Below are 23,400 nucleotides of genomic sequence, written 5' to 3' on the forward strand. Positions count from 1 at the left end.
CGACATGGCCGGGACCGATGCGCCCCGTACCCCGGGTGCGCCCGGCGGCGCCGGCGGCGCCGCGCCGCGGGTGCAGCGGCCGCCGGCTGAGGTGCGCTACGCCGACGAGCTGGCGCGGCTGCGCGCCGACGACACCGCGGAGCGACCGCCCGGCTGGGCGCTGAGTCTGCAGGCGGCTCGGCGGTTTATCGTCGGCGACGAGACGGCGGGCATCCGCCGCAAGTTCGTCGGCGATCCGTCGCTGATCGACCGGGCTCTGGTGACCCTGGCCACCAGCCGAGGGCTCATGCTCGTCGGCGAACCGGGCACCGCCAAGTCGCTGCTGTCGGAGCTGCTGGCCGCCGCGGTCAGCGGCGATTCGACCCTGACCATCCAGGGCGGCGCGGCCACCACCGAGGACCAGATCAAGTATTCGTGGAACTATGCCCTGCTGGTTGCCGAGGGGCCGTCGCCGCGGTCCCTGGTGCCGGCGCCGCTGCTGCGCGGTATGGCGGAGGGCAAGGTGGTCCGGTTCGAGGAGATCACCCGCTGCCCGCTGGAGGTGCAGGACTGCCTGCTGTCACCGCTGTCCGATCGGGTGCTGGCGCTGCCCGAGCTGACCGGCGACGACGCGATGGTGTTCGCCCACGAGGGGTTCAACATCATCGCGACGGCGAACACCCGAGACCGCGGCGTCAACGACATGAGCTCGGCGCTCAAGCGGCGGTTCAACTTCGAGACCGTCTTCCCGATCGCCGACTTGGACACCGAGCTGGCCCTGGTGGCCACCGAGGCGGGGACGCTGCTGCGTCGCTCCGGGGTGACCGCCGAGCCGCGCCGCGACATCCTCGAGGTGCTGGTCACCGCATTCCGTGAGCTGCGTACCGGTCAGACCGTCCGGGGTGACGCGATGGACCGCCTGTCTGCCGTGATGAGCACCGCCGAGGCCGTGTCGGTCGCGCACGCCGTCGGCCTGCGCGGCTGGTTCCTGCGCGGCGAGCCCGGCACCGCCGCCGACCTGGTGTCCTGCCTGGCCGGCACCGCGGCCAAGGACAACCCCGAGGACCTGGCTCGCCTGCGCCGCTACCTCGAACAGCAGATCAGCTGGCGCTCCGGCGGGCATTGGCGGGAGCTGCACGACGCCCGACACCTGCTGCCCGGCTGATGGGGGCGACGTTCATCGGGGTACGCCACCACAGTCCGGCCTGCGCCCGCCTCGTCGTCGACACGATCGAGCAGCTGCGGCCGGCGTACGTGCTGGTGGAGGGCCCGGCCGACATGAACGACCGGCTCGACGAGCTGCTGCTCGACCATGAGCTGCCGGTCGCGGTGTTCACCAGCTACCGCGACGCCGACCGGCAGCACGCCTCCTGGGCGCCGTTCTGCGCGTACTCCCCGGAGTGGGTGGCGCTGAGCGCCGGCCGGGAGGTCGCCGCGCAGGTGCGTTTCATCGATCTGCCCGCCTGGCATCCGGCGTTCGCCGGTCGGCGCAACCGGTACGCGGACGCCGAGCAGCGCTACGCCGACGTCGTGGAGCGGTTGTGCCGCACCTTCGCCGTCGACAACGTCGACACGTTGTGGGATCACCTGTTCGAGGTGCCACCAGCCGACGATCTCGCGGAGCGGCTGGCCGTCTACTTCGACCTCGTCCGGGGCGAGTCGGCCGCCGGGCCGCAGGACACCCAGCGGGAGGAGTACATGGCCCGCTGGGTGCGGGCGGCGGTGGCCGACGCCGGCGATCGGCCGGTCGTGGTGGTTACCGGCGGTTTCCACCGGCCGGCGCTCATCCGGCTCACCGCTCAGGGCGGCACCTCGGACACGGTGTGGCCGGCGATGCCCGGGATGCCCAACGGTGCGACCGGCGGGAGCTACCTGGTGCCGTACTCGTTTCGGCGGCTCGACGCCTTCGACGGCTACCAGTCCGGGATGCCGTCGCCTGACTACTACCAACAGCTCTGGGACGCCGGGCCGCACGCCGCCGCGGACCACCTCGTCGCCGCGGTGGTCGGGCGGCTGCGCGATCGCCGGCAGCCGGTGTCGACAGCGGATCTGATCGCGGCGCGAGCTACCGCGGACGGGCTCGCCCGGATCCGCGGCCACCAGCACCCGGCCCGGGTCGACATCCTCGACGGGCTGGCCGCCGCGCTGGTCAACGAGGCCCTCGACGTGGCTCTGCCCTGGTCGACCCGGGGCACCCTGACCGCCGGCACCCATCCGGCGATCGTCGAGATGGTGGCCGCGCTCAGCGGCGACCGCGTCGGCCGACTGCACCCGACGACCCCGCTGCCGCCGCTGGTGCACAACGCCCACGCCGAACTGGAACGGCACGGACTCGACCGGCCCGGCGACGTACGCCTGCGGCTCACCGACGTGACCGACCGCGAACGCAGCCGCATCCTGCACCGGCTGCGGGTCCTGCGAATCCCCGGCTTCACCCGGCACGCCGGCCCGGCCACCGGCATCGACCCGGTCCTTGACGAGGATTGGACCGTACGCGCCGACGACAACCGGCTGCCCGCCCTCATCGAGGCCGGCGGCTACGGCCGGGAGCTCGATGAGGCGGCGACCGCCGTGCTGGCCGAGCGAATCGGCGCCGCTGCCGGTGACGTGACGCAATTGGCGGGTGCCCTGTTCGACGCCGCCCTCTGCGGCAGCGGCGACCTGTCCGACCGGATACTCCAGGACGTGACCCGGGCGGTCGCGGCCGCGGCCGACCTCGGTGCGCTCGGTCGGGTACTGGCCGTCGCCCTGGCGTTGTGGCGGCACGACCACCTGCTGGGCGCCGCCCGCAGCGGCACCCTGGGCGCGGTCATCGCGGCCGGCGTGCAGCGGATCCTGTGGCTCGCCGAGGGTGTGCGCGGCGGCATCGCACCGGCCGACGGGCCCCGGATCGACGCGCTCGTGGCGGTCCGCGACGCGCTCGTGCACGCGGGCCCCGCCCTCACGCTGGACCCCGGCACGGCCCTCGACGTCGCGGCCCGCATTGCCGCCGACGCGGACGCGCCACCGGACCTGCGTGGCGCGGCGTTCGGCTTCGGCTGGTCGCTGCGCGCCGAGGTCGAGCCGGTCCGCGCGGTCCGCGGCGCGTACGCCCCGGCGTCGGTCGGTGACTGGCTCGCCGGGCTGTTCGCGCTGGCCCGCGAGGAGGTCCTCGCCGCCGACGGCGTCCTGGGCCTGCTCGACGACCTGGTCAGCGGCATGGGCGAGGATGACTTCCTCGTCGCCCTGCCCGCCCTGCGGCAGGCGTTCGCGTACTTCCCGCCCCGCGAGCGCGAGACGATCGCCCGGCATGTTCTTTCCCGACGCGGCGTCGCCGCCTCGGCCCGGGCGCTGCTGCGCCTGCCCACCGCGCCCGACCTGGTCGCCGCCGGCCGCGCTCTCGACCAACGGGTCGACGTGGTCCTCACCCGGGAAGGACTGGTGTCCGCGTGACCGATCCCGATCTCGAACGGTGGCGGCTCGTGCTCGGCGAGGCCGGCAACGCCTGCCTCGGCGGCCAGGCCCTCTCAGCCGAGGCAGGCGCGCGCGACGCTGCCCTCGACTGGCTGTACGGACGAGACGAGGACCTCGATCGCCGGGGCGTACGGCGCGGTGGCAGCAGCCGGCACGGCGGCGACGGGGCCTCGACACTGACCACGGTGACCTGGCTCGACGACATCACCCGGCTCTTCCCCAAGGAGACCGTCGAGCGACTGCAACGCGACGCCGTCGAGCGGTACGAGATCCACGACGTGGTGACCGACCCCGCCGTCCTGCAGCGGGTGGAGCCGAACCCGGCCCTGCTCAAGGCGGTACTTCGCACGAAGCACCTGATGAACCCCGACGTCCTGCGACTGGCCCGGCGCATCGTCGAAACGGTCGTCCGCCAGCTCACCGAGCGGCTGGCCACCGAGGTGCGGGCGGCGTTCACCGGGGCCCGGGCGCGGCGACCCAGCCGGTTCCGGCAGGCACGCAACTTCGACGTCCGGCGCACCATCCGCAACAACCTCGCCCACTACCGCGTCGAGGACCGGCGGCTGTACATCGACATGCCGTACTTCTTCTCCCGCACCCGCCGACACGTCGACCAGTGGCAGGTCATCCTGCTGGTCGACCAGTCCGGCTCGATGACGGACTCAGTCATTCACTCCGCCGTCACTGCCGCCTGCCTGTGGGGACTGCCCGGCGTCCGCACCCACCTGATCGCCTTCGACACCGATGTGGTCGACCTGACCAGCGACGTCGACGATCCGGTCGAGCTGCTGATGAAGGTCCAGCTCGGCGGCGGCACCGATATCGCTCGCGCTGTCGACTACGCCGCGCAGCTCATCGAGCAGCCCCGGCGGACCATCGTCGCGCTGATCTCAGACTTCTACGAGGGTGGATCGGAGGGACGTCTCGTGTGCACCGTGCGGAGCCTGGTCGAGCAGGGCACCAGAGTGCTCGGCCTGGCCGCGCTGGACGAGCAGGCCAACCCGGCCTACGACCGGGCGCTCGCGCAACGCCTCGCCGACGTCGGCGCGTCTGTCGGGGCAATGACACCCGGTGAGCTCGCCACCTTCGTCGCCGAGCAGGTGGGCCGGTGAGCACCGACCAGGTCACGACCCGCGGCGACCTGCTGGCCCTGACCCCCGAATCACTGGCCGCCCTGACCAATCGGGGACTGGTCAAGCGGGCCACCAAGGAACTCGACCGCACCGGATCGGCCGTCGTCGTGGACGCCGACGGCACCGTACGCGGCACGTTCCCCGACGGCACCAGCAGCAGCCTCCCGACCGGCGGTCTCAGCTCGGGCACCTGCTCCTGCGACGCCAGCGGCGTCTGCCGCCATCTGATCGGACTGGTCCTGGCGTACCAGCGCCACCAGGGCGTGACTCCCCCGGCCGAGGGCACCGGGAGCGTCAGCGCTACGGCATCGGAAGTCACCTACTGGTCCCCCGGCGCGTTCACCGACGAGCAGCTCACCGGCCACATCGGTGCCCGACTGGTGGCCGCGGCCCGACGGGCGGAACACGCCGGATACCTGGCCCGGGTTCGGCGGCCCACCCCCGTCGACCCCGTCCCGTCGGTTGAGCTGGGCTCGGCGACGGTGCGCTTCCTCGTCCCCCACGACCTCGGTTTCGTGCACACCGACGCCGCCGCCGGCACCCGCGACGACGTGGTGGCGCTCGCGGTGTGGGCTTTCCGGGTCGCCGACGAGCGCGCTCCCGACGTACCCGAGGTACAGGTCGAGGTCGGCGGCCGGGGCAACGAGGGCGGCTCCGGGCTCGAACCGACGCTCGTGCTCGCAGACACGGTGCTGCGCGACGGCGCCGTACACCTCGGGCCCGGGATCGCCGCAGCCCTGGCCGACCAAGAGCGCCGTCTCGACACCGCCGGCCTGCGCTGGCCACTGCTGGCGGTCGGCGAGCTCAGCGAGCAGCTCACGGCGTACCAGGAACGCAGCGCCCGCTACCGACCCGAGGCGCTGGCCGGGCTGATCCTGGAGCTGCACGCGCGCCACCGGGCGGTCGTCAACGGCGGCGCCAGCCTGCGGGCGCGGGTGCTCGGCACCGAGGAGGCGGCGGAGACACCCTTGCGCCGGGTCCGGCTCGACTCCCTCGGCGCCCGGGTGTCCGCGGTCGGCGAGCAACGCGTGGTGGAGATCTTCTACGCGCACGCCGACACCGCGACCGTGCTGGTGGTACGGCGCAGCTGGGACGGGGACGCCGACGGTGCCACCCTGGCCCGGCGGCGAGTCGCCAGCGCCACCGTCGGCGCGCTGGCCGCCGGCAACCTGGTCACCGAATCCGCCGTGCGCAGCGCCAGCCGGGCTGTCCGCCTTGCCACCAGCCGGGTCGCGCAAACCACGGTCACTCCGTCTCAGGGGCGGTGGGACACGCTGCCCGACACCCTCGTGGTACGAGACATCAAGGCGTTGGCCGCTGAGCTTGACGCGCTACCGCCACGGGTGGTCCGGCCGCGCATCGAAGCCGAGCTGGTACGAGTCGTGCAGGTCGCCCAGGTCCTGAACGTCACCTACTCGCCCGGCCAGCAACGCCTCGACGCCATCGTCGTGGACACGCACGGCACCCCCGCCACGGTCACCGCCACCCACAGCGTCGCCGCACCCGGCCGGCTCGACGCGATCGCGGCGGCACTCGCAGGCACACACGGCCCGATCCTGTACATCAGCGGCACCGTGCACCGCTCGGGCGGCCGTGTGGTGATCGACCCGCTGGCGTTCAGCATCGACGGCGCGCTGGTCGTGCCCGAGCTGGCCCCCGCCGCCGCGACGCACCTCGAATCCGACCCGAACGACGACCCCGGGGGGCTGGCCGCCGCGCTCGAGGACGGTCGAACGCTGCTCACCAACGTCGCCCACCAGGGACTGCTGCACCTGCCGGCCACATACCCCGACCGCCTACGCGGCGCGGCCCGCGGGTTGACGCGGCTCGGCCTGCACCGGGTTGCGGCAGCCGTGGAGTATTTCGCCGCGACGCTCGGCCCCGACCCGGGAGAGGTCGCGGTGCGGGCGTGGGTGGATGCCTACCTGCGGGTGGACGTGGCACTCGACCTGTGCTGAGGGCCCGGACCGCCGCCGGCCGCCAGGAAGTGCTTCGCGACCGTCACTGACGAACGGGCGCGCCGGCTGCTCGAACCGCTACCCGTCAGGAGGCCGACGGCAACAGTGGCGGCAGCGCCTCTCGGTCCTCGACCTTCGCTGCGGCCGGCCGCCGCGCCCGCTCTTGAGCGCCGATCAGGTCGTCGGGCAGCGAATCGGGCACCTCGGTGTCGAACCGGCGCAACGCCCTGGTCAGGAACCCACCGCCGGTAACCAGCGCGAGCACGAACCCGAACACCAGGTACGCGAACCCGATTCCGCGTCCGGGGCCGACCCCGATGACCGCGCCGACCGAGCCGGCGAGCGCGCCGCCGGGGGCGAGCATCGGCTCGAACAGCGCGGTCCCCAACGGGGCGAGCAGCGCGAACCCGATCGGCAGGGTCGACCAGGAAATGGTCTGGTTCAGCGCAAACACCCGTCCGTGATAGCGCTGCGGCACCTTGACCTGCACGATCGTGGCGTAGATCTCCTGCGCCGTGGCCATCGCCATGGTCATCAGGAACAGCCCGACCGTCACCACCACGATCGAGGGGCGGACGCCCACCAGCGCACAGCCCGCGGCGGTGCCGAAGTTGCCGATCAGCACCCCGATCATCCGGTGCTGCCGTGGGCCTCCCCAGACGGCCATCAACGTGCCGCCCGCGATCGCGCCGAGCGCCTCCGCGACGGCGACCTGGGCCACCTGAGCCACCGTCCCGAAGGACAGCACGAGTGGGGTGGTCAGCACCAGCGCCGGAGCCAGGAACACGTTCCCGAGCGCGAAGTAGCCCAGCATCGGCCGGAAGCCGCGGTGGTTCCACGAGTAGCGCAGCCCGTTGACGATGGCCACCGTCAGCGGCTCCCTGGGCCGCCAGCCCAACGAGTCGGGGAAGCGGATACACAGCAGGGTCAGCACCGCGAACAGATAGCTCGCCACGTCGATCAGCAGGATGCCCTTGAGCTCGATCGCGGCGAGCAGACCGGCCGCGATCACCGGCATCAGCAGCAGCGCGAACCCGTTGGTCAGCTGGGTGATACCCATCGCGTGGCCGAGATAGCGCTTCGGCACCAGCTGGGGCACCGCCGACTGCAACGCGATCCGCTGGAACGAGGCGGCCACCTGACTCAGCGACACCAGCGCGTAGATCTCCCACAGAGCGAGCTGTCCGGACCAGAGCAGCCCCGCCAGAATCAGCTGCAAGGTGCCCGAGACGCAGCTCGCGACCAGCATGATCCGCCGCCGGTCGACCCGGTCGACCAGCGCGCCGGCGACCGGCAGGGTGAGCACCCCGCAGATCAACGCCAGCGCCCAGAGGAAGCCGAGGTCGGTGACGGATCCGGTCCGGCTGTAGAGCCAGATCGGCAGCGCGAAGCTGGTCAACGCCGACCCGGTGGTGGAGACGAGCTGACCGAGCGAGACGGCCAGGAACCGGCCCATGCTCGGTCTGACGGTGTGGGTGGTCTCGTCGGCGTCCGCGGTGAGGCGCTGCCAGTCGCGCAGCGCCCAGGCCGCGTCCGCCCCCCGCGCCTCGGGTTCCAGCGCGGTCGTGTCGCCGACGGCCAGCGCCGGATGCGTCGCGGTGACGATCTCGGCGAGTTCGTCGGCCCGGTGCTTGAGGAAGAAGTGCCCGGCCTCGTCCAGCACCACCAGGCCGAGGGTGTCGCTGAGGAACTGCCACTCCGCGTACCGCTCGGCGTAGTACTCGGTGACCGGGTCCGCCGAACCGACCACCGAGACGATCGGCGCCCGGAGCTTCTCCACCCGACGGTCCAGCAGCCCGGTGAAGTACTCCTCGGAGGCCCGCGAGTCCGCCCGCATGTTGCTGATGATCCGGTCGGCCTGCTCGGGGTCGAGTTCGTCGGTGTCGACCCCCATGCCCTTCAGCCAGCTCGCGTAGTGCTTGTTGCTCCGCAACGCCTCCAGCCGGGTACGCATCGCCGAGAAGACGCCCTTGGGCCGGGCGAACGGGAACATCGCGCCGATGTACACCGCTTCCAGGTCCCGGCCGGCCGCCTCGATCTTGCGGGCCACCTCGGCCACGATCGCGCTACCGACGCCGCAGTGCCCGTAGAGCACGAGCGGGCCGGAGATCCGCTCCAGCACCTCCGCTGCGACCCGACCGGTCAGCTCGTCGAGGGGCACCGCGTCCTCTTCGAGGCCGACGTCGTGCCCCGGGATCGCCACCGAATACATCGCGACGCCGTCGGGGAGCGCGTCGGCCAGCGGCTGATAGACGATGGCGCTACCGCCGCCGTACGGCACGCAGACGTAGGTCAGCGTCCGCTGGGCCGGCGGGACCGGCCTGGTCAGCTCGTAGAGCAGCCGGCGCGGCCCGTCGTCCTGCGCCGGTCCGTCGATGAACCCGGCGAGATCGCGGATCGTCCGGTTCTGGAACAGGTCCATCACGCCGACCGGGCGGCCGGCGAGTTCGGCCTTGCGGATCCGCGCGACGACCTGGGTGGCCAGCATCGAGTGCCCGCCCAGGTCGAAGAAGTCGTCGTCGATGCCGAGCGCCGGCACGCCGAGCACCTCCGACCAGATCCGGGCCAGCGTCCGTTCGGTCGGGTCACGGGGTTCGACGAGTTCCACGGCCGACTCGCGGGCCGCCACCGGGGCGGGCAGCGCCCTGCGGTCGAGCTTGCCGTTCGAGGTCAGCGGCAGCGCGTCCAGCGACACGAACGCCGCCGGCACCATGTACTCCGGCAGCCGTTGCTTCAGCGCCGTCTTCAGCTCGCTGGCCGACGCCGGGCCGACCAGGTAGGCGGCCAGCCGCCTGTCGCCAGGGGTGTCCTCGCGGACCACGACCGCGGCCTCGACCACGCCGTCCTGCTCGCGCAGCGCGCTCTCGATCTCGCCGAGCTCAATCCGCAGGCCACGCAGCTTGACCTGGTGGTCGATCCGGCCGAGGAATTCGATTACGCCGGCCGCCGGCGGAGGCGTCCCGTCAGCGCCCGGCGGTGATGCCTCCGACGAGCCGGGAGGCCGCCGCGAGCCGGTGAGCGGCCGCCAGCGGACCAGGTCGCCGGTCCGGTACAGCCGGGTACCCGGCGTCGGGCCGAACGGGTCCGGGACGAACCGCTCGGCGGTCAATGCGGGCCGCCGATGATAGCCGCGGGCCACACCGACACCACCGATGTACAGCTCACCGTTGACCCCGGGAGGCACCGGGTTGAGCCGTTCGTCGAGCACGTACAGGCGCAGGTTGGCGATCGGACCACCGATCGGCACGCTGGTCAGCTCCGCCAGCTCCGCCGGCCGGCAGTGCCACCGGCTGACGTCGATCGCCGCCTCGGTCGGCCCGTAGAGGTTGTACAGTTCGCAGTCCGGAAACCGACCGGTGAACTCGACGGCCGACGCCAGCGGCAGTTCCTCGCCGCTGCAGATCACCCGGCGCAAGCTGGCACACGCCTCGATGCCGTCCTCGGCGAGGAAGGCAGTCAGCATCGACGGCACGAAGTGGGCGATGCTCACCCGCTCGGCGATCAGCAGATCGCGCAGGTAGCCGGCGTCCTTGTGCCCGCCGGGCTTGGCCAACACCAGCCGGGCACCGGTCTGCAACGGCCAGAAGAACTCCCACACCGACACGTCGAAGCTGGCCGGTGTCTTCTGCAGCACCGCGTCGTCCGCGCCGAGCCGGTACGTCCGCTGCATCCAGTCCAGCCGGTTGACGATGCCCCGGTGCGCGTTGGCGACTCCCTTCGGCCGCCCGGTGGAACCGGAGGTGTAGATCACGTAGGCGACGTTGCCGGCGGTGGCGGTGGGCGACGGGTCGTCCCCGGACTCACCGCGCCACTCGGACTCGTGGTCGAGCGCCAGCACCGTCGCGTCGGTGTCCGGCAGCACCCCCCGCAGCCGGTCCTGGAGCAGCACCACCGGCGCGGCAGCGTCGGAGACCATGAACGCCAGCCGGTCGGCCGGGTACTCGGGGTCCAACGGCAGATAGGCGCCGCCGGCCTTGAGCACCCCGAGCAGCCCCGCGACCAGCTCGACCGACCGCTCCGCACACACCCCGACCAGAGTCTCCGGGCCCACGCCGGCCCGTAGCAACCGGTGTGCGATCCGGTTGGCCATCGTGTTCAGCTCGGCGTAGGACACCGAACGCCCGTCGAACCGGACCGCGACGGCGTCCGGCGTACGGGCGACCTGCTCCTCGACCAGTCCGTGCAGCGTCGCGTGCTCAGGGAACGGGGTGGCGGTGGCGTTCCAGGCGTCGACCACCAGCGTGCGCTCGCCGTCGGCCAGCACGTCCAGCCCGGAGACCGGCAACTCCGGCGCGGCGACGGCGGACCGCAGCAGCGTGCCGAACCGGGCCGCCATCCGCTCGACGGTGGACCGGTCAAACAGGTCGGTGTTGAAGACCAGCTTGCCCCACAGGCCGCTGCCGACCTCGACCAGGTGCAGTTCGATGTCGAACCGGGTGGCCCGCAGCTCCATCGGGGTCCAGTCGAACTCCACGTCGGCCCGGCCGGAGGCCGCCTCGAACCGCCCCATCTCGTAGTTCTGCAGTACGAACATCGCCTGGAACACCGGCGAGCGGCTGACGTCGCGTGGCACACCCAGCTCCTGCACCACCCGGGCGAACGGCACGTCGGCGTGCTCGAAGGCGTCCAGCAGCGCCGGGCGGGTGCGACCGAGCAGTTCGGTGAAGGTCGGGTCGCCGGCCAGCTCGGCCCGCATCGGCAGCATGTTGATAAACATGCCCACCACGTTCTCCAGCTCCGGGGCGGAGCGGCCGGCGACCGAGACGCCGATTGCGAAGTCGTCCTGGCCACAGTGCCGAGCCAGCAGGACCTGGTACGCGGCCAGCAGCGCCATGAACAGCGTGCCGCCGGCCTCCCGGGCCAGGGCGGCCAACCCGTCGACCACCTCCCGGTCCACCCGGAACTCCACGAAGTCGCCGTGGTAGGTCTGGGTGGCCGGGCGGGGGGCTTCGAGCGGCAGCTCCAGCGGAGGCACTCCGGCCAGCCGCCCGGTCCAGTAGTCGAGGTGCCGCTGCACCTGCGGGCCGGCCAACGTCCGGGCCTCCCAGTGCGCAAAGTCGCCGTACTGGATCGGCAGCTCGGGCAGCTGCTCCGACCGGTGGTACAGGGCGATCAGGTCACGCAGCAGCACGTCGACCGACCAGCCGTCGGAGGTGATGTGGTGCTGGGTCAGCAGCAGCACGTGGTCGTCGACGGCCACCCGTATCAGCAGGGCCCGCAGCAGCGGGCCGGCGGCCAGGTCGAACGGTTCCACCGCGGCCCGGTCGACCAGGGCCTGCGCGGCGTTCTCGTCGGCCGCCTCGACGATCCGCAGCGGCACCTCGACGGCGTCCTCGACGAGCGCCAGCGGACGCCCGTCGGCGTCCGCCGGAAACCGGGTACGCAGCGACTCGTGCCGCCGGGTGAGCCCGTCCAGCGCCGCGCGCAGCCGGTCGACGTCCAGCGGGCCGCGCACCCGCAGCGGCACTGCCATCAGGTACGCCGCCTCGCCCGGAGCGATCTGCTCCATGAACCACACCCGCTCCTGGGCGAAGGACAGCGGCGGGTCGGTGCCGTCGGGTCGGCGGGGAATCCCGGCGGTGGGTGCGGCCGCGCGGCGCCGCAGTCGCCGGGCGATCAGCGCTTCGCGGCTGGCGTTGCGGTCAGCCGCCTCGGTCCCGGCGGTCATGGGGTCGTTCCCTCCTCGGCCGAGAGCAGCGCGGCCACCTCGTCGTCGGAGAGGTCGTCCACCTCGGCGGCGATCAGCTGTTCGATCTGGGCCGCCAGGTCGGCGACGACCGGATGGCTGAACAGCGACCGCATCGGCACGTCGAGGTCGACCTCGGACCGGATCCGGGCCATCGCCCGCATGCCGCGCAGCGAGTTGCCGCCCAGGGCGAAGAAGTCGTCCCGCGCGCCGACCTTCTCCACCTGCAGGATCTCGGCGAAGACCTCGGCCACCAGCGCCTCGGCGTCGGTCCGCGGCGCGACGTAGGCCTGCCTGACCTGCTCCGGCGCCGGCAGCCGGTCCCGGTCGAGCTTGCCGTTCGCCGTCAGCGGCAGGTCGTCGAGCCGGACGAAGGCGGCCGGCACCAGTTGGGCGGGCAGCGTCCGGGCCAGATCGGCGGCGAGGACGTCCCGCTCGGCCGGACCGACAACATAGCCCACCAGGTACGGCTCGCCCTGGTCGTCCTCGCGGACCAGGACCACCGCCCGGTGCACGTCCGGCCGGGCCAGCAGGGTCGACTCGATCTCCCCGAGTTCGATCCGGTGGCCGCGCACCTTGACCTGGTGGTCGGTGCGGCCGAGGTACTCGATGGTCCCGTCCGCCCGCCACCGGGCCCGGTCGCCGGTGGCGTACATCCGCCGGCCCGGCGCGCCGAACGGGCAGGGCAGGAAGCGCTCCGCGGTGAGCGCCGGCCGGCGCAGGTAGCCGCGGGCCACCTGATCGCCCGCGACATACAACTCGCCGGCCACGCCGACCGGCACCGGCCGCAGCGCCGGGTCGAGCAGGTACACCTGGACGTTCCAGATCGGCCTGCCGATGACGACCGGGCCGGGAGGCAACGACTCGCCGGGCTCGATCCGGGCCGCGACGCAGCCGACCGTGGCCTCGGTCGGCCCGTACTCGTTGATCACCGTGGCCCCGGGGTGCGCGGCGCGCCAGGCCGCGAGCGGCTCGCTGGCCAGCGCCTCACCGCCGATCACCAGGTCCGCGGTGGGTGACACCTCGCCGTCCAGCAGCGGCAGGTGGCTCGGCGTCGCCTTCAGGAACGCGGGCCGGCCACCGGCCCGGGCCGCGGGTGCGTCGATCGCGGCCAGCCGGATCGCGCCACCGGCGGTCAGCGGCCCGAGCAGCCCGGTCACGCTGAGGTCGAAGGAGATCGGCGAGTGCAGCAGGGCGGTGCCGGCCAGGCCGGGGTAACTGTGCCGGGCCCAGGCGAGGTAGGCGTTGACCGACCGGTGTTCGACCACCACGCCCTTCGGCCGGCCGGTCGACCCGGAGGTGTAGATGACGTACGCCGGGTGCCCCGGCCGCAGGGGCGCGACGCGGTCCGCGTCGGTCACCGGCGCGCGGTCGTCGCCGGTCAGCGATGCGTCGATGTCCGCGTCGCCGCGCAGGACCAGCGCTTCGCCGGGCACCAGCGCCGCGGTGGCCGCCGTGGCCAGCACCAGCGCCGGCGCCGCGTCGTCGAGCAGGTAGGCGATCCGCTCGGCCGGGTAGCCGGTGTCGATCGGCAGGTACGCCGCACCGGACTTGAGCACGGCCAGCACCGCGACCACCAGTTCCGGCGAGCGCGGGACCGCCAACGCCACGAGTGACTCCGGTCCGACGCCGCGGGCGATCAGCCTCCGGGCGAGCCGGTTGGCCCGCGCGTCAAGCTCCGCGTACGTCATGGTGGCGCCGTCGCACACCAGCGCGGTCGCCTCCGGCGTACGGTCGACCTGCTCCTCGATCAGCGCCGGAACGGTGCGCTCGGCGATCTGGCGCGCGGTGCGGTTCCACTCCCCCACCACCAGCGCCCGCTCCGCCTCGGTCAGCACCGGCAGCTCGGAGACCCGCAACGCCGGATCGGCGACCGCGGCCTGGAGCAGCCGGACGTACCGGTGGACGATCGCCTCGGCGGTGGACCGGTCGAACAGCGCCGTCCGGTAGAGCAGCCGGCTGGTGCCGGTGGCCAGGTCGAACGCGAGGTCGTCCTTGGTGGTGCCCAGCGGCACCGGGTCGAAGCCGGTGTCGGGCACGTAGTTGATGGCCACCTGGAAGATCGGCTGCACCGCGGGGTCCCGCTGCGGCGCGACCGCCTGGACGACCAGTTGGAACGGGGTCTGGCCGTGCTCCATCGCGTCCATCAGGGCGTCCCGGACCCGGCCGAGCTGCTCGGTGAAGGTGGGATCGCCGTCGAGGTCGCAGCGCAGCGCGACCGGGTTGACGAACATCCCGATCAGCGGGGCCAGCTCGGGCAGGTCCCGCCCGGTGGTGGAGACCCCGACCACCACGTCCGGGCTGCCGGACAGCCGGGACAGCAGGGCGGAGAACGCGGTCAGCAGCACCATGAACGGGGTGGCGGACGCCCCCCGGCCGAGCGCCGAGACCCGGTCGAGCAGCCCGTCCGGGAGGGTGAAATGGACCTCGTCCCCGGCGAAGCCGAGTTCGGCCGGTCGGGGGCGGTCCAGCGGCAGGTTGATCATCGGCGGGGCGTCGGCGAGCCGGTCCCGCCAGAATGCGAGCTGGTTCTCCAGTCCGACACCGGTCAACTGCTCGCGCTGCCACGCCGCGTAGTCGGCGTACTGGATGGGCAGCTCGGGCAGCACGGCCGCCGTACCGGACACCGCGGCCTGGGACAGGGCGTCCATCTCGCCCCGGAAGACAGCCACCGAGTGCGCGTCGAACACCGCGTGGTGCAGCACCAGCAGCAACCGCCACTCGGTGGCACCCAGCCGCACCAGCCGGGCTCGCCAGAGCGGCGGCCGGTCCAGCGGGATCGCGGTCCGGGCCAGTTCCTCGGCGATCTCGGCGGCCCGGCCGGCCCGCTCGTCGTCGGGCAGCTCGCGCAGGTCGTCGACCGGAAGCTCGATCGGCTCGACCGCACACACCACCTGCAGCAGGACGCCGTCGTCGAGGCGCAGGTAGCTACGCAGTGACTCGTGCCGGGCGACGACCTCGGCGAACACCGCGATGGCCTGCTCCCGGGTGAGGCCGGCGGGGAACAGCCACGGGCTGGACACGTTGTAGACCGGTGATCCGACGTCGCGCTGGTTGGCGAACCAGACCCGCTCCTGGGCGTACGAGGCCGGGAAGGTCCACTCACGGGCCTCCGTCATCGCGCCGACTCACGCAGCGACCGCGGGCGCATGTCCGTCCACACCTCGTCCACGTACGCGAGGCAGTCGGCCTTGGAGCCGGTGAACCCGGCGTCCTGCCAGCCCGCCGGGATCTCCCGGTCGGCCGACCAGATCGAGTACTGCTCCTCGTCGTTGCGTACCACGACGAAACGGTCTTCGGTCATAAGATTCGCGCGGAGGGGACCAGCACCCGTGAAGTACGGGGGGAATCCGCGCTCCCTCCCTTCAATCCCGTGTGGACAAACGTCGTACGATTTGGGCGTGCTTGTTGGCCGTGAGTCACTGGATCGTGAGTGGTGAGACGGGCGTACACCTTCCTGCTGCGACCAACCGCCCGGCAGGCCGCCGCTCTCGCGGCCTGCCTCGACGACCACCGGAACCTCTACAACGCGGCGTTGGAGGAGCGCCGGGGGGCCTGGCGTCGGTCCCGGGTGACGGTTCGCTACGGCGACCAGTCCACCCAGCTCAAAGACATCAGGCGGACCGATCCGTCGGGGCAGGCACGTTGGTCGTTCTCCTCCCAGCAGGCCACCCTGCGCCGGCTGGAAAAGGCCTTCGCCGCGTTCTTCCGTCGGGTCAAATCCGGCCAGACCCCGGGATATCCGCGGTTCAAGGGCAGCGGCTGGTTCGACACCGTGGAATGGCCCAAGGACCGCGATGGTTGCCGCTGGGACTCGGCGCCCGATTCGGGCCAGGTTCGGCTGTACCTGCAGGGTGTGGGGCACGTGCGGGTGCACGCGCACCGCGCTGTGGCCGGCATCGTCAAGACCATCAGCGTCAAACGGCAGGGCCGCCGGTGGTACGTGATCCTGTCGTGCGACGAGGTACCCGCCGAACAACTGCCGGCCACCGGGTCGGCGGTCGGTGTCGATATGGGCGTCGCGTCGTTCCTGACCACCTCTGATGGCGTACACGTCGCCAATCCCCGGTACCTCGCCGCATCCACTGCCCGATTGGGCGCCGCTCAGCAAGTGTTGGCCCGCCGCGAGCGTGGGTCGAACCGGCGCCGGAAAGCACGCGAGCGGGTCGCGGCCCTGCACGCCCGGGTCCGGCGGCAGCGGCTCGACCACGCCCACAAGACCGCCCGATGGCTGGTCCGACACCACGATCTGATCGCGCACGAGGACCTGCGGATCGGCAACATGACCCGCTCGGCGGCCGGCACCCTCGACGCGCCGGGCAGCAACGTGGCGCAGAAGTCTGGGCTCAACCGTTCGATCCTGGATGCGGGTTGGGGGGCGTTCCTGCGGATCCTTGCCGCCAAGGCTGAAAGCGCCGGGCGGCTGGTGGTTGCGGTGAACCCTGCCAATACCTCCCGCACCTGCCCCCAGTGTGGGCACTGTGCCCGGGACAACCGCCCCACTCAAGCCGGCTTCACCTGCGTAACCTGCGGCTACACCGGGCACGCGGACGTAGTTGGCGCCAGCAACATACTGAGGGCAGGGCTTGCCCTTCAGTCCGTGCAAGCGGCCTGAGAAGCTGAGGCCTTCAGGCGTCAGCGGAGTCACCACTGCTCCTGCTGCTTGATCGGATCCTGCTGGCTGGCCGGGCTGTACGGCTCGGCCATTGCGACCGCGATCCGGCGGGGCCCGGTGAACGGCTCCCGGCCGTGCGCCGCGGTCATGTTGTCCACCACCAGGACGTCGTCCGCCCGGTAGTCGAAGCGCACCGTCGCCGCCCGGTAGGCGGCCCGGAGGTGGTCCATCACGTCGGCAGGAATCGCCTCGCCGTCGCCGTAGTAGGTGTTGGTCGGCAGCCCCTCCTCGCCGAACATCGCCAACAGGCCCTCCTGGAGGTCCTTGGCCAGCGTCGACACGTGGAAGAACGTCGCGTGGTTGAACCAGCTCGGCTGGTCGCTGCCGGGCCGGTGGTGGACGGCGTCGCGGACCGACCGGGTACGCAGGCCGTCCCGACCGAGCCACTCCACCTCGATCCCGTTCGCCGCGCAGTAGCCCGCCACCTCGTCCCGGTCGTCGGTGTTGAACACCTGCCGCCAGGGGGTGCCGAAGTCGCCGTGGAAGTTGCGGACCAGCATCCAGCGCCGCCGTTCGAACTCCTCGCGGACCGCCGGGTCGATTTCCCGGCACACCCGGCGGACGTCGGCCAGCGGCGTGGCGCCCATCGAGGTCGGCGGCTGGATGCAGTAGAAGAAGAGGGTCAGCGGCCAGCTCGCCTGGTACGAGTTCTCGTTGTGCAGAAAGATCTCCTCGTCCGCCGGATAGTCGGTCGACGTGTAGACCTGCCCCTTGATCGTGCTGCGTGGCGACGAGCGCTCGGTGTAGGTGAGTGGGCTGCCCGCCAGCGCCCGCACCACCCGGTCGAACCCGTCGACGCCGCCGACGTCGAAGCCGCGCAACAGCACCCCGCCGTGTTCGACCAGGGCCGCACGGATCTCTGCGCGTCGGGTCTCGATCAGCTCCACGATGGGCGTGCCGTCGCTCTCGATCGTCAACGGCAGCCCGGCTGCGGCCGGATCGGTCACCTGGTCCTCCTCCTGTGCGCTCACCCGCGGGGCAGCCGCGGGATGGTCGTGGCCGCCGGGTCGGCGGCGGGGGTTTCCGGGGGCGCCTCGGCCCGCAGCTGTTCGATCAGCGCGGCCAGCCCGGCGATGGTGGGCCGTTCGAACAGGCTGCGCATCGGCAGCCGTACCCCGACCGCCTTGCGCATCGAGGCGATCAGCTGGACCGCCACCAGCGAGTTGCCGCCGAGCTCGAAGAAGTCGTCGTCCACCCCGATGTCGTCCACGCCGAGGTTGTCCCGCCACACCGCGGCGATGGCCGCCTCCAGCCCGCCGCCAGGGCCGGCCGTGCCACCACCACCGGTGGCCGGCGCGGTCGCCCCGTCCGGCTGGTCCGGGTCGGCGTCGGTGGCCCGCTGCCGGGTCCGGCGCAGGATGTCGTCCACCGGCCGGGTGGTGATCACCACCTGCGGTCCGAGACCCGCGCCCAGGCTCCGGCGGAAGGCCTCGGCCCCGTCGGCCGGCCTGATCTCTCCCGACGGGCCGGCCGGCGCCGTGTCCACCGGCTCGCCCGGCTGCCCGGCGACCGGCCCGGCCGCCGGTGCGACGAGGTCGCCGGTCACCGCCGCCTGGTCCACCCGGCGCAGGACGAACTCGCTGATCGCGACGAGTTCCCGGCCGTCCGCGTCGACCAGCGACAGGTCGGCCACGACGACGTCGTCGGTCGTGGTGTCCCGGTGCCGCAGGTGGCTGTAGAAGGTGCCTGGCAGGTCGCCGCGCACGACCACCCGACCGTAGGACAGCGGCAGGTAGCTGCCCTCGCCCCGGCCGCGGCCGAATGCGGTGGCGACGTCCAGCATCGCCGGCTGGAGCCCCCAGGCCGCCAGGTCACCGGCGGACACCGCGGGCGCCTCGATCCGGGCCAGCTCCTCACCGTCGCCCACGTGGTGCTCGCGCAGCACGTCCCAGCGCGGCCCGAAGGTCACCATTCCGGTCCGTGGCCGGCCGCCGTCGATCCGTCGGCACCGGCCGATCACCGCGGCGAGGTCCAGCACCGGGGCGTCGCCCGCCGCGGCCCAGCCAACCGATCCGCGTACGTGGGTGCGCGTCCGGCCACCGCCGAGGCTGCGGATCTGGAACGTCCCGTCCTCGGTGGACAGCTCGACCCGGTACTGCGCCACCGAGCCGTCCGGCACCGTGAAGGGCTGCAGGAAGGCCACGTCATTCAGTTCGATCACCTGCCCGGCGCCCGGCGCCGGCACGCCGCTCGCGACGGCGGCGCGGGCGCACTCCAGGTGCCCCGTGCCCGGCACCACCGGTACGCCACCGATCCGGTGCTCATCCAGCACCCAGTGGGTGGCGGCCGAGACCACCCCGTGCACGACGATCTGGTCCGGACCGCTGACCCGGGTGGTCAGCATCGGGTGGTCGACCCGCCCGGTGACGGTCTCCCGGCCCGCCGGACGGAGGGTGGCCGAGGTGGTCTCGACGGCCATCCCGATCTCCGCCCAGCCGCCCCAGTTCTGCGCCACCACCGGGGCGCGCCAGCCGTGGCCGGCCCGGGCGTACGCGTCGAGGAAGTTGTTGGCCGCGCAGTAGTCGACCTGACCGAGACCGCCCGCCACCGAGGTGATCGACGAGCAGAGCGCGACGAAGTCCATCGGCAGGTCACCGAAGACCTGGGCCAGCGCGAGGGTGCCGGCGAGCTTCGGCGCCAGCACCCGCTCGGCCTCGGCCCGCTCCTTGACCTCGGCCATCCCGCCGCCTGGCAGGCCGGCGGCGTGCACGATGCCGTCCACCCCGCCGAACGCCGCCTCGGCTTGGTCGCGTACCCGGCGCAGGTCGGCCGGATCGGTCACGTCGGCGGCCAGCACCAGCACCTCGGCCCCGCCACGCTCCATCCGGCGGATCGCCGCGATGGCCCGACCCACCCGGTCGGTCCGGTCGCTGCCGTACACCGCCAGGTAGCTGTCCCACTCCTCGCGGGCCGGCAGCCCGGAGCGGGCCAGCAGCACCAGCCGCGCCCGCACCCGCGCGGCGAGGTCCTCGGCCAGGGTGATGCCGATCCCGCCGAGGCCGCCGGTGATCAGATAGCGACCGCCCTCGCGCAGCACCCCGGACTCCGCCGCACCGTCCAGGCTGACCTGCTCGAACCCGGTGACCCAGCGACGTACCCCGCGCAACGCCACCTCGGCGGGCCCGCCGTCGGCCGGCCGGCACAGCTCGGCCACCAGCGCCGACGGGTCGGTGGCGGCCGGATCGGCGTCGATCAGCCGGACGCTCAGCCCGTGCTGTTCCACCGGGAGCACCCGGGCCAGCCCGGCCAGGGTGGCGTGCTCAGGACGGACCAGGTCGCCGCCGGCGGGGTCGCCGACGCCCGAGGTGACCAGCTCCAACCGGACCGGCCCGGCGCCCTCCTCGCCGGCGGTCAGCCCCGCCCCGGCGAGCGCCTGGACCAGGTGCAGCGCGCTGAAGAACCCGCGGTCCTGGGCGGCCCAGGCGGCGGCGATGTCTGTGCCGGCGGGCTCGCCGTCCAGCGCCCAGGCGTGCACGATCCGCGCCGGCACACCGGCCGCGGACAACGCGCCGACCAGGGCGTCGTGGTCCTCCCGGACGCCCGGCCGAAGCCGGAAGCCGTGCGGCGTCGGGCCGAAGGCCGGTCCCGGCCGCACCTCGACCAGGTCGGCACCGGCGTCGCGCAACGCACCGGACAACTCGTCGCCACGCGGCCCGTCGACGAAGACCAGGCAGCGGCCGATCGGCGCGTTACGCGGATCGGGCGCGGCCTGGCGCCAGGTCGGCACCGCGAACCAGTCCGCGAGCTCGCGGGGCCCGCTGGGCGGGACGACCGCCACGGCCAGCTGCTCCGGGTCCGGGTCCACCCAGTAGCGCCTGCGCTCGAACGGGTGGACCGGCAGCGGCACCCGGAACAGCGCGGGCGGACCGTCCCCGGTGTGGCCGTCGTCCTCGCCGGGCAGCGGGCGCACCGGCACTCCACGCACCCACAGGGCGCCCATCGAGCTGGACAGCGTGGCCACGTCACTGGTCGACTCGGCCGGACCGGGCAGGCTCGCCAGCGGGGTGAGCGCCCGCTGCGCCGGCGCGGCGGCCCGCGCCACCTGCATCCGCGCCAGGCCGGCCAGCTGCCGGCCGGGACCGCACTCGACCAGCGACCAGCGCCCCTCGGCCAGCAGGGTGGCGACGCAGGCGCCGAACCGGACCGGCTGGCGCAGGTGCGTCGCCCAGTAACCGGGGTCGGTCGCCTGTTCGTCGGTGATCCAGGCGCCGCTGACGTTGGACAGGAACCGGGTCCGCGGCCGGCCGAGCGGGACCGCGGCCACCACCTGGGTGAACTCGGCCAGGATCGGGTCCATCATCGGCGAGTGGAACGCGTGCGACGTCCGCAGCTTCTTGGTCCTGCCCGGCAGGCTGTCGGCGAACGCCGAGATCGCCGCGGTCTCGCCGGCCACCACGCAGGTGCCCGGCCCGTTCACCGTGGCGATCGTGACCCCGTCCGGCAGCAGGCCGGCCACCTCGGACTCGTCGGACGCGACGGCGAGCATCGAACCGGCCGGCATCGACTGCATCAGCCGGCCCCGGGCGGCGACCACCCGCAGCGCGTCGGGCAGGGTGAAGACACCGGCCAGGGTGGCGGCGACGTACTCGCCGATGGAATGCCCGATCATCGCCGCCGGGCGTACGCCCAGCATCGCCCAGGTGGCCGCCAGCGCGTATTCGACCGCGAACAACGCCGGCTGGGTGTACCGGGTTTCGGTCAGCTTCTCCTCGGCCCCGGGGTCCCGGCCGAGGATCAGGTCGCGGATGTCCAGACCGAGGTGCGGTTCGAGCAGCACCGCGCAGTCGTCCACCACCTTGGCGTAGGCGGGCTCCTCGGCGTACAGCTGGGCACCCATGCCGGCGTACTGGGCGCCCTGGCCGGAGAAGAGGAACGCCACCGGCGGCGCGGCCCCGTCGACGACCGCGGTCTGCCGGCGACGCTTGTCCCGCAGGGCGGCGACCGTCGCCGGCAGGTCGTCGGCGACCACGCTGGTCCGGTGCGGGTACTCCGGTCGGCCGACGCGCAGCGTGTGGGCCACGTCGGCGAGGTGTTCGGGAGTTCCGTCCGGGGCGGTCTCCAGGTGGTCGGCGAGCTGCTCGACGGCACGCTCCAGCGCGGTCGCCGTCCTCGCCGAGACCCGAACCAACCGGGTACGGCGTGGCCGCGACCGCCGTGCGACCGATGTCGACTCCGGCGCCTCCTGGAGGATCACGTGGGCGTTGGTGCCACCGATGCCGAACGAGCTGACCCCGGCCCGCCGGGGCACCCCGTCGGTCTCCCACTTGGCCAGCGCGTTGGCCACGTGGAACGGGGTCTCGGCGAAGTCGATGGCCGGGTTCGGCCGCTCGTAGTTGATGGTCGGCGGGATCAGCCGGTGTTCCATCGCCAGCACCGTCTTGATCACGCCGACGATGCCGGAGGGCTGGCTGAGGTGGCCGATGTTGGACTTCACCGAGCCGAGCCCGCACCACCCGCGCTCGCTGGTGTGCTGCCCGTACACGGCCGACAGCGCGGCGACTTCGATCGGGTCGCCCAGCGCGGTGCCGGTCCCGTGCGCCTCGACGTACGTGATGGTCCTCGGGTCGATCGCGGCCGTGCCGACCGCCTGAGCGACGGCGGCCAGCTGGCCGTCGACGCTGGGCGCCGTGAACCCGGCCTTCTGCGCGCCGTCGTTGTTGATCGCGTTGCCGAGGACCAGCGCCCGGATCGTGTCGCCGTCGGCGACCGCGTCGGCGAGCCGCTTGACCAGGGTGACCCCGACCCCACTGCCCCACACCGTGCCGTTCGCCCCGGCGTCGAACGGACGGCAGTGCCCGTCCGGAGAGGTGAACCCGTCCATGCCCAGGTAGCCGATGCCGTGCGGCATCTCCAGGTTGACCCCACCGGCCAGCGCCATGTCGCATTCCCCGTTGCGCAACGCCTCGCAGGCCAGGTGGAAGGCGACCAGGGAGGTCGAGCAGGCGGTCTGCACGGTCAGGCTGGGGCCGCGCAGGTTCAGTCGGTAGGAGGGTGTGGTGGTCACGTAGTTCGGCGAGTTGCCGGTACTGATGGACACCACGCTGCTCGGCGAACCACTGACCCGGCTGTTGCGGAGGATGTTCTCCCGCAGGTAGGTCTGGCTGCCGGTGCCGGCGTACACGGCGATCGCCCCGTCGTAGCGGGCCGGGTCGTATCCGGCGTCCTGCAGCGCGGCGTGGCACGACTCCAGGAACAACCGGTGCTGCGGGTCCATCACCTCGGCTTCCCTGGCCGTCATCCCGAACAGCCCGGCGTCGAACTGGTCGAACCCGTCGATGATCGGCGCCCGGGAGACCCAGCCCGGATCGTCCACCTCGGACAGCTTCGCGCCCCGGGCAAGCTGCTCCTCCCGGCTGAACGAGGTGACCGACTCAACCCCGTCCACCAGGTTGCGCCAGAACTGCCGGAGGTCGTCGGCACCGGGCACCCGGGCGGCCAGCCCGACGATGGCCAACGGCTCGACCCCGTCGTCGGACAGGATGTCGGAGCGGATATGGAGGACCACGCTGACTCCTC

The 23,400-nt window shown here is 72.8% G+C and carries 10 protein-coding genes; 5 read left to right on the forward strand and 5 right to left on the reverse strand.

What is annotated here, in order from left to right:
- The first annotated feature begins 4 nt into the window (after positions 1–4).
- Genes EV384_RS26385 through EV384_RS26400 form a run of 4 tightly spaced genes read left to right on the forward strand, consistent with a single transcriptional unit; the run spans position 5 to position 6,523 of the window.
- Positions 5–1,144 carry an ATP-binding protein gene (locus tag EV384_RS26385; protein WP_130340835.1) on the forward strand — a complete coding sequence of 380 codons (1,140 nt, stop codon included), beginning with the start codon at positions 5–7 and terminating at the stop codon, positions 1,142–1,144.
- Positions 1,144–3,411 (forward strand): DUF5682 family protein, encoded by a 2,268-nt coding sequence (locus EV384_RS26390; RefSeq protein WP_130337463.1) that lies wholly within the window; start codon positions 1,144–1,146, stop codon positions 3,409–3,411. The genes EV384_RS26385 and EV384_RS26390 overlap by 1 nt, the downstream gene beginning before the upstream one ends.
- Positions 3,408–4,544 (forward strand): VWA domain-containing protein, encoded by a 1,137-nt coding sequence (locus EV384_RS26395; RefSeq protein WP_130337465.1) that lies wholly within the window; start codon positions 3,408–3,410, stop codon positions 4,542–4,544. The genes EV384_RS26390 and EV384_RS26395 overlap by 4 nt, the downstream gene beginning before the upstream one ends.
- Positions 4,541–6,523: a hypothetical protein gene (locus EV384_RS26400; RefSeq protein ID WP_130337467.1), complete on the forward strand. Its 1,983-nt coding sequence runs from the start codon at positions 4,541–4,543 to the stop codon at positions 6,521–6,523. The genes EV384_RS26395 and EV384_RS26400 overlap by 4 nt, the downstream gene beginning before the upstream one ends.
- A gap of 85 nt (positions 6,524–6,608) precedes the next feature.
- On the opposite strand, the gene EV384_RS26405 is transcribed toward EV384_RS26400, so the two are convergent.
- The 3 genes from EV384_RS26405 to EV384_RS26415 are packed head-to-tail and all read right to left on the reverse strand — an operon-like array spanning position 6,609 to position 15,513.
- Positions 6,609–12,191, reverse strand: a complete 5,583-nt coding sequence (locus EV384_RS26405) for a non-ribosomal peptide synthetase/MFS transporter (RefSeq protein WP_130337469.1) — start codon at positions 12,189–12,191, stop codon at positions 6,609–6,611.
- Entirely contained in the window at positions 12,188–15,328 is a 3,141-nt protein-coding gene (locus EV384_RS26410) for a non-ribosomal peptide synthetase (RefSeq protein ID WP_130337471.1), read from the reverse strand. Before EV384_RS26410 ends, EV384_RS26405 begins: the two co-directional genes overlap by 4 nt.
- Complete coding sequence (locus tag EV384_RS26415; RefSeq protein WP_130337473.1) at positions 15,325–15,513, reverse strand: MbtH family protein; 189 nt, start codon at positions 15,511–15,513, stop codon at positions 15,325–15,327. The genes EV384_RS26410 and EV384_RS26415 overlap by 4 nt, the downstream gene beginning before the upstream one ends.
- 132 nt (positions 15,514–15,645) lie before the next feature.
- Between EV384_RS26415 and EV384_RS26420 the strand changes: the two genes are divergently transcribed.
- Complete coding sequence (locus EV384_RS26420; RefSeq protein WP_130337475.1) at positions 15,646–16,824, forward strand: RNA-guided endonuclease InsQ/TnpB family protein; 1,179 nt, start codon at positions 15,646–15,648, stop codon at positions 16,822–16,824.
- Positions 16,825–16,853: 29 nt separating this feature from the next.
- On the opposite strand, the gene EV384_RS26425 is transcribed toward EV384_RS26420, so the two are convergent.
- Together EV384_RS26425 and EV384_RS26430 are read right to left on the reverse strand one after the other, a co-directional pair.
- A complete protein-coding gene (locus tag EV384_RS26425; RefSeq protein ID WP_278045648.1) occupies positions 16,854–17,831 on the reverse strand; it encodes a TauD/TfdA family dioxygenase in 978 nt (325 codons plus the stop codon).
- A 20-nt stretch (positions 17,832–17,851) separates the two neighbouring features.
- Entirely contained in the window at positions 17,852–23,389 is a 5,538-nt protein-coding gene (locus EV384_RS26430; protein ID WP_242624303.1) for a type I polyketide synthase, read from the reverse strand.
- Between the last annotated feature and the right edge of the window lie 11 nt (positions 23,390–23,400).

It is taken from the genome of Micromonospora kangleipakensis (assembly GCF_004217615.1).
Classification (GTDB): domain Bacteria; phylum Actinomycetota; class Actinomycetes; order Mycobacteriales; family Micromonosporaceae; genus Micromonospora; species Micromonospora kangleipakensis.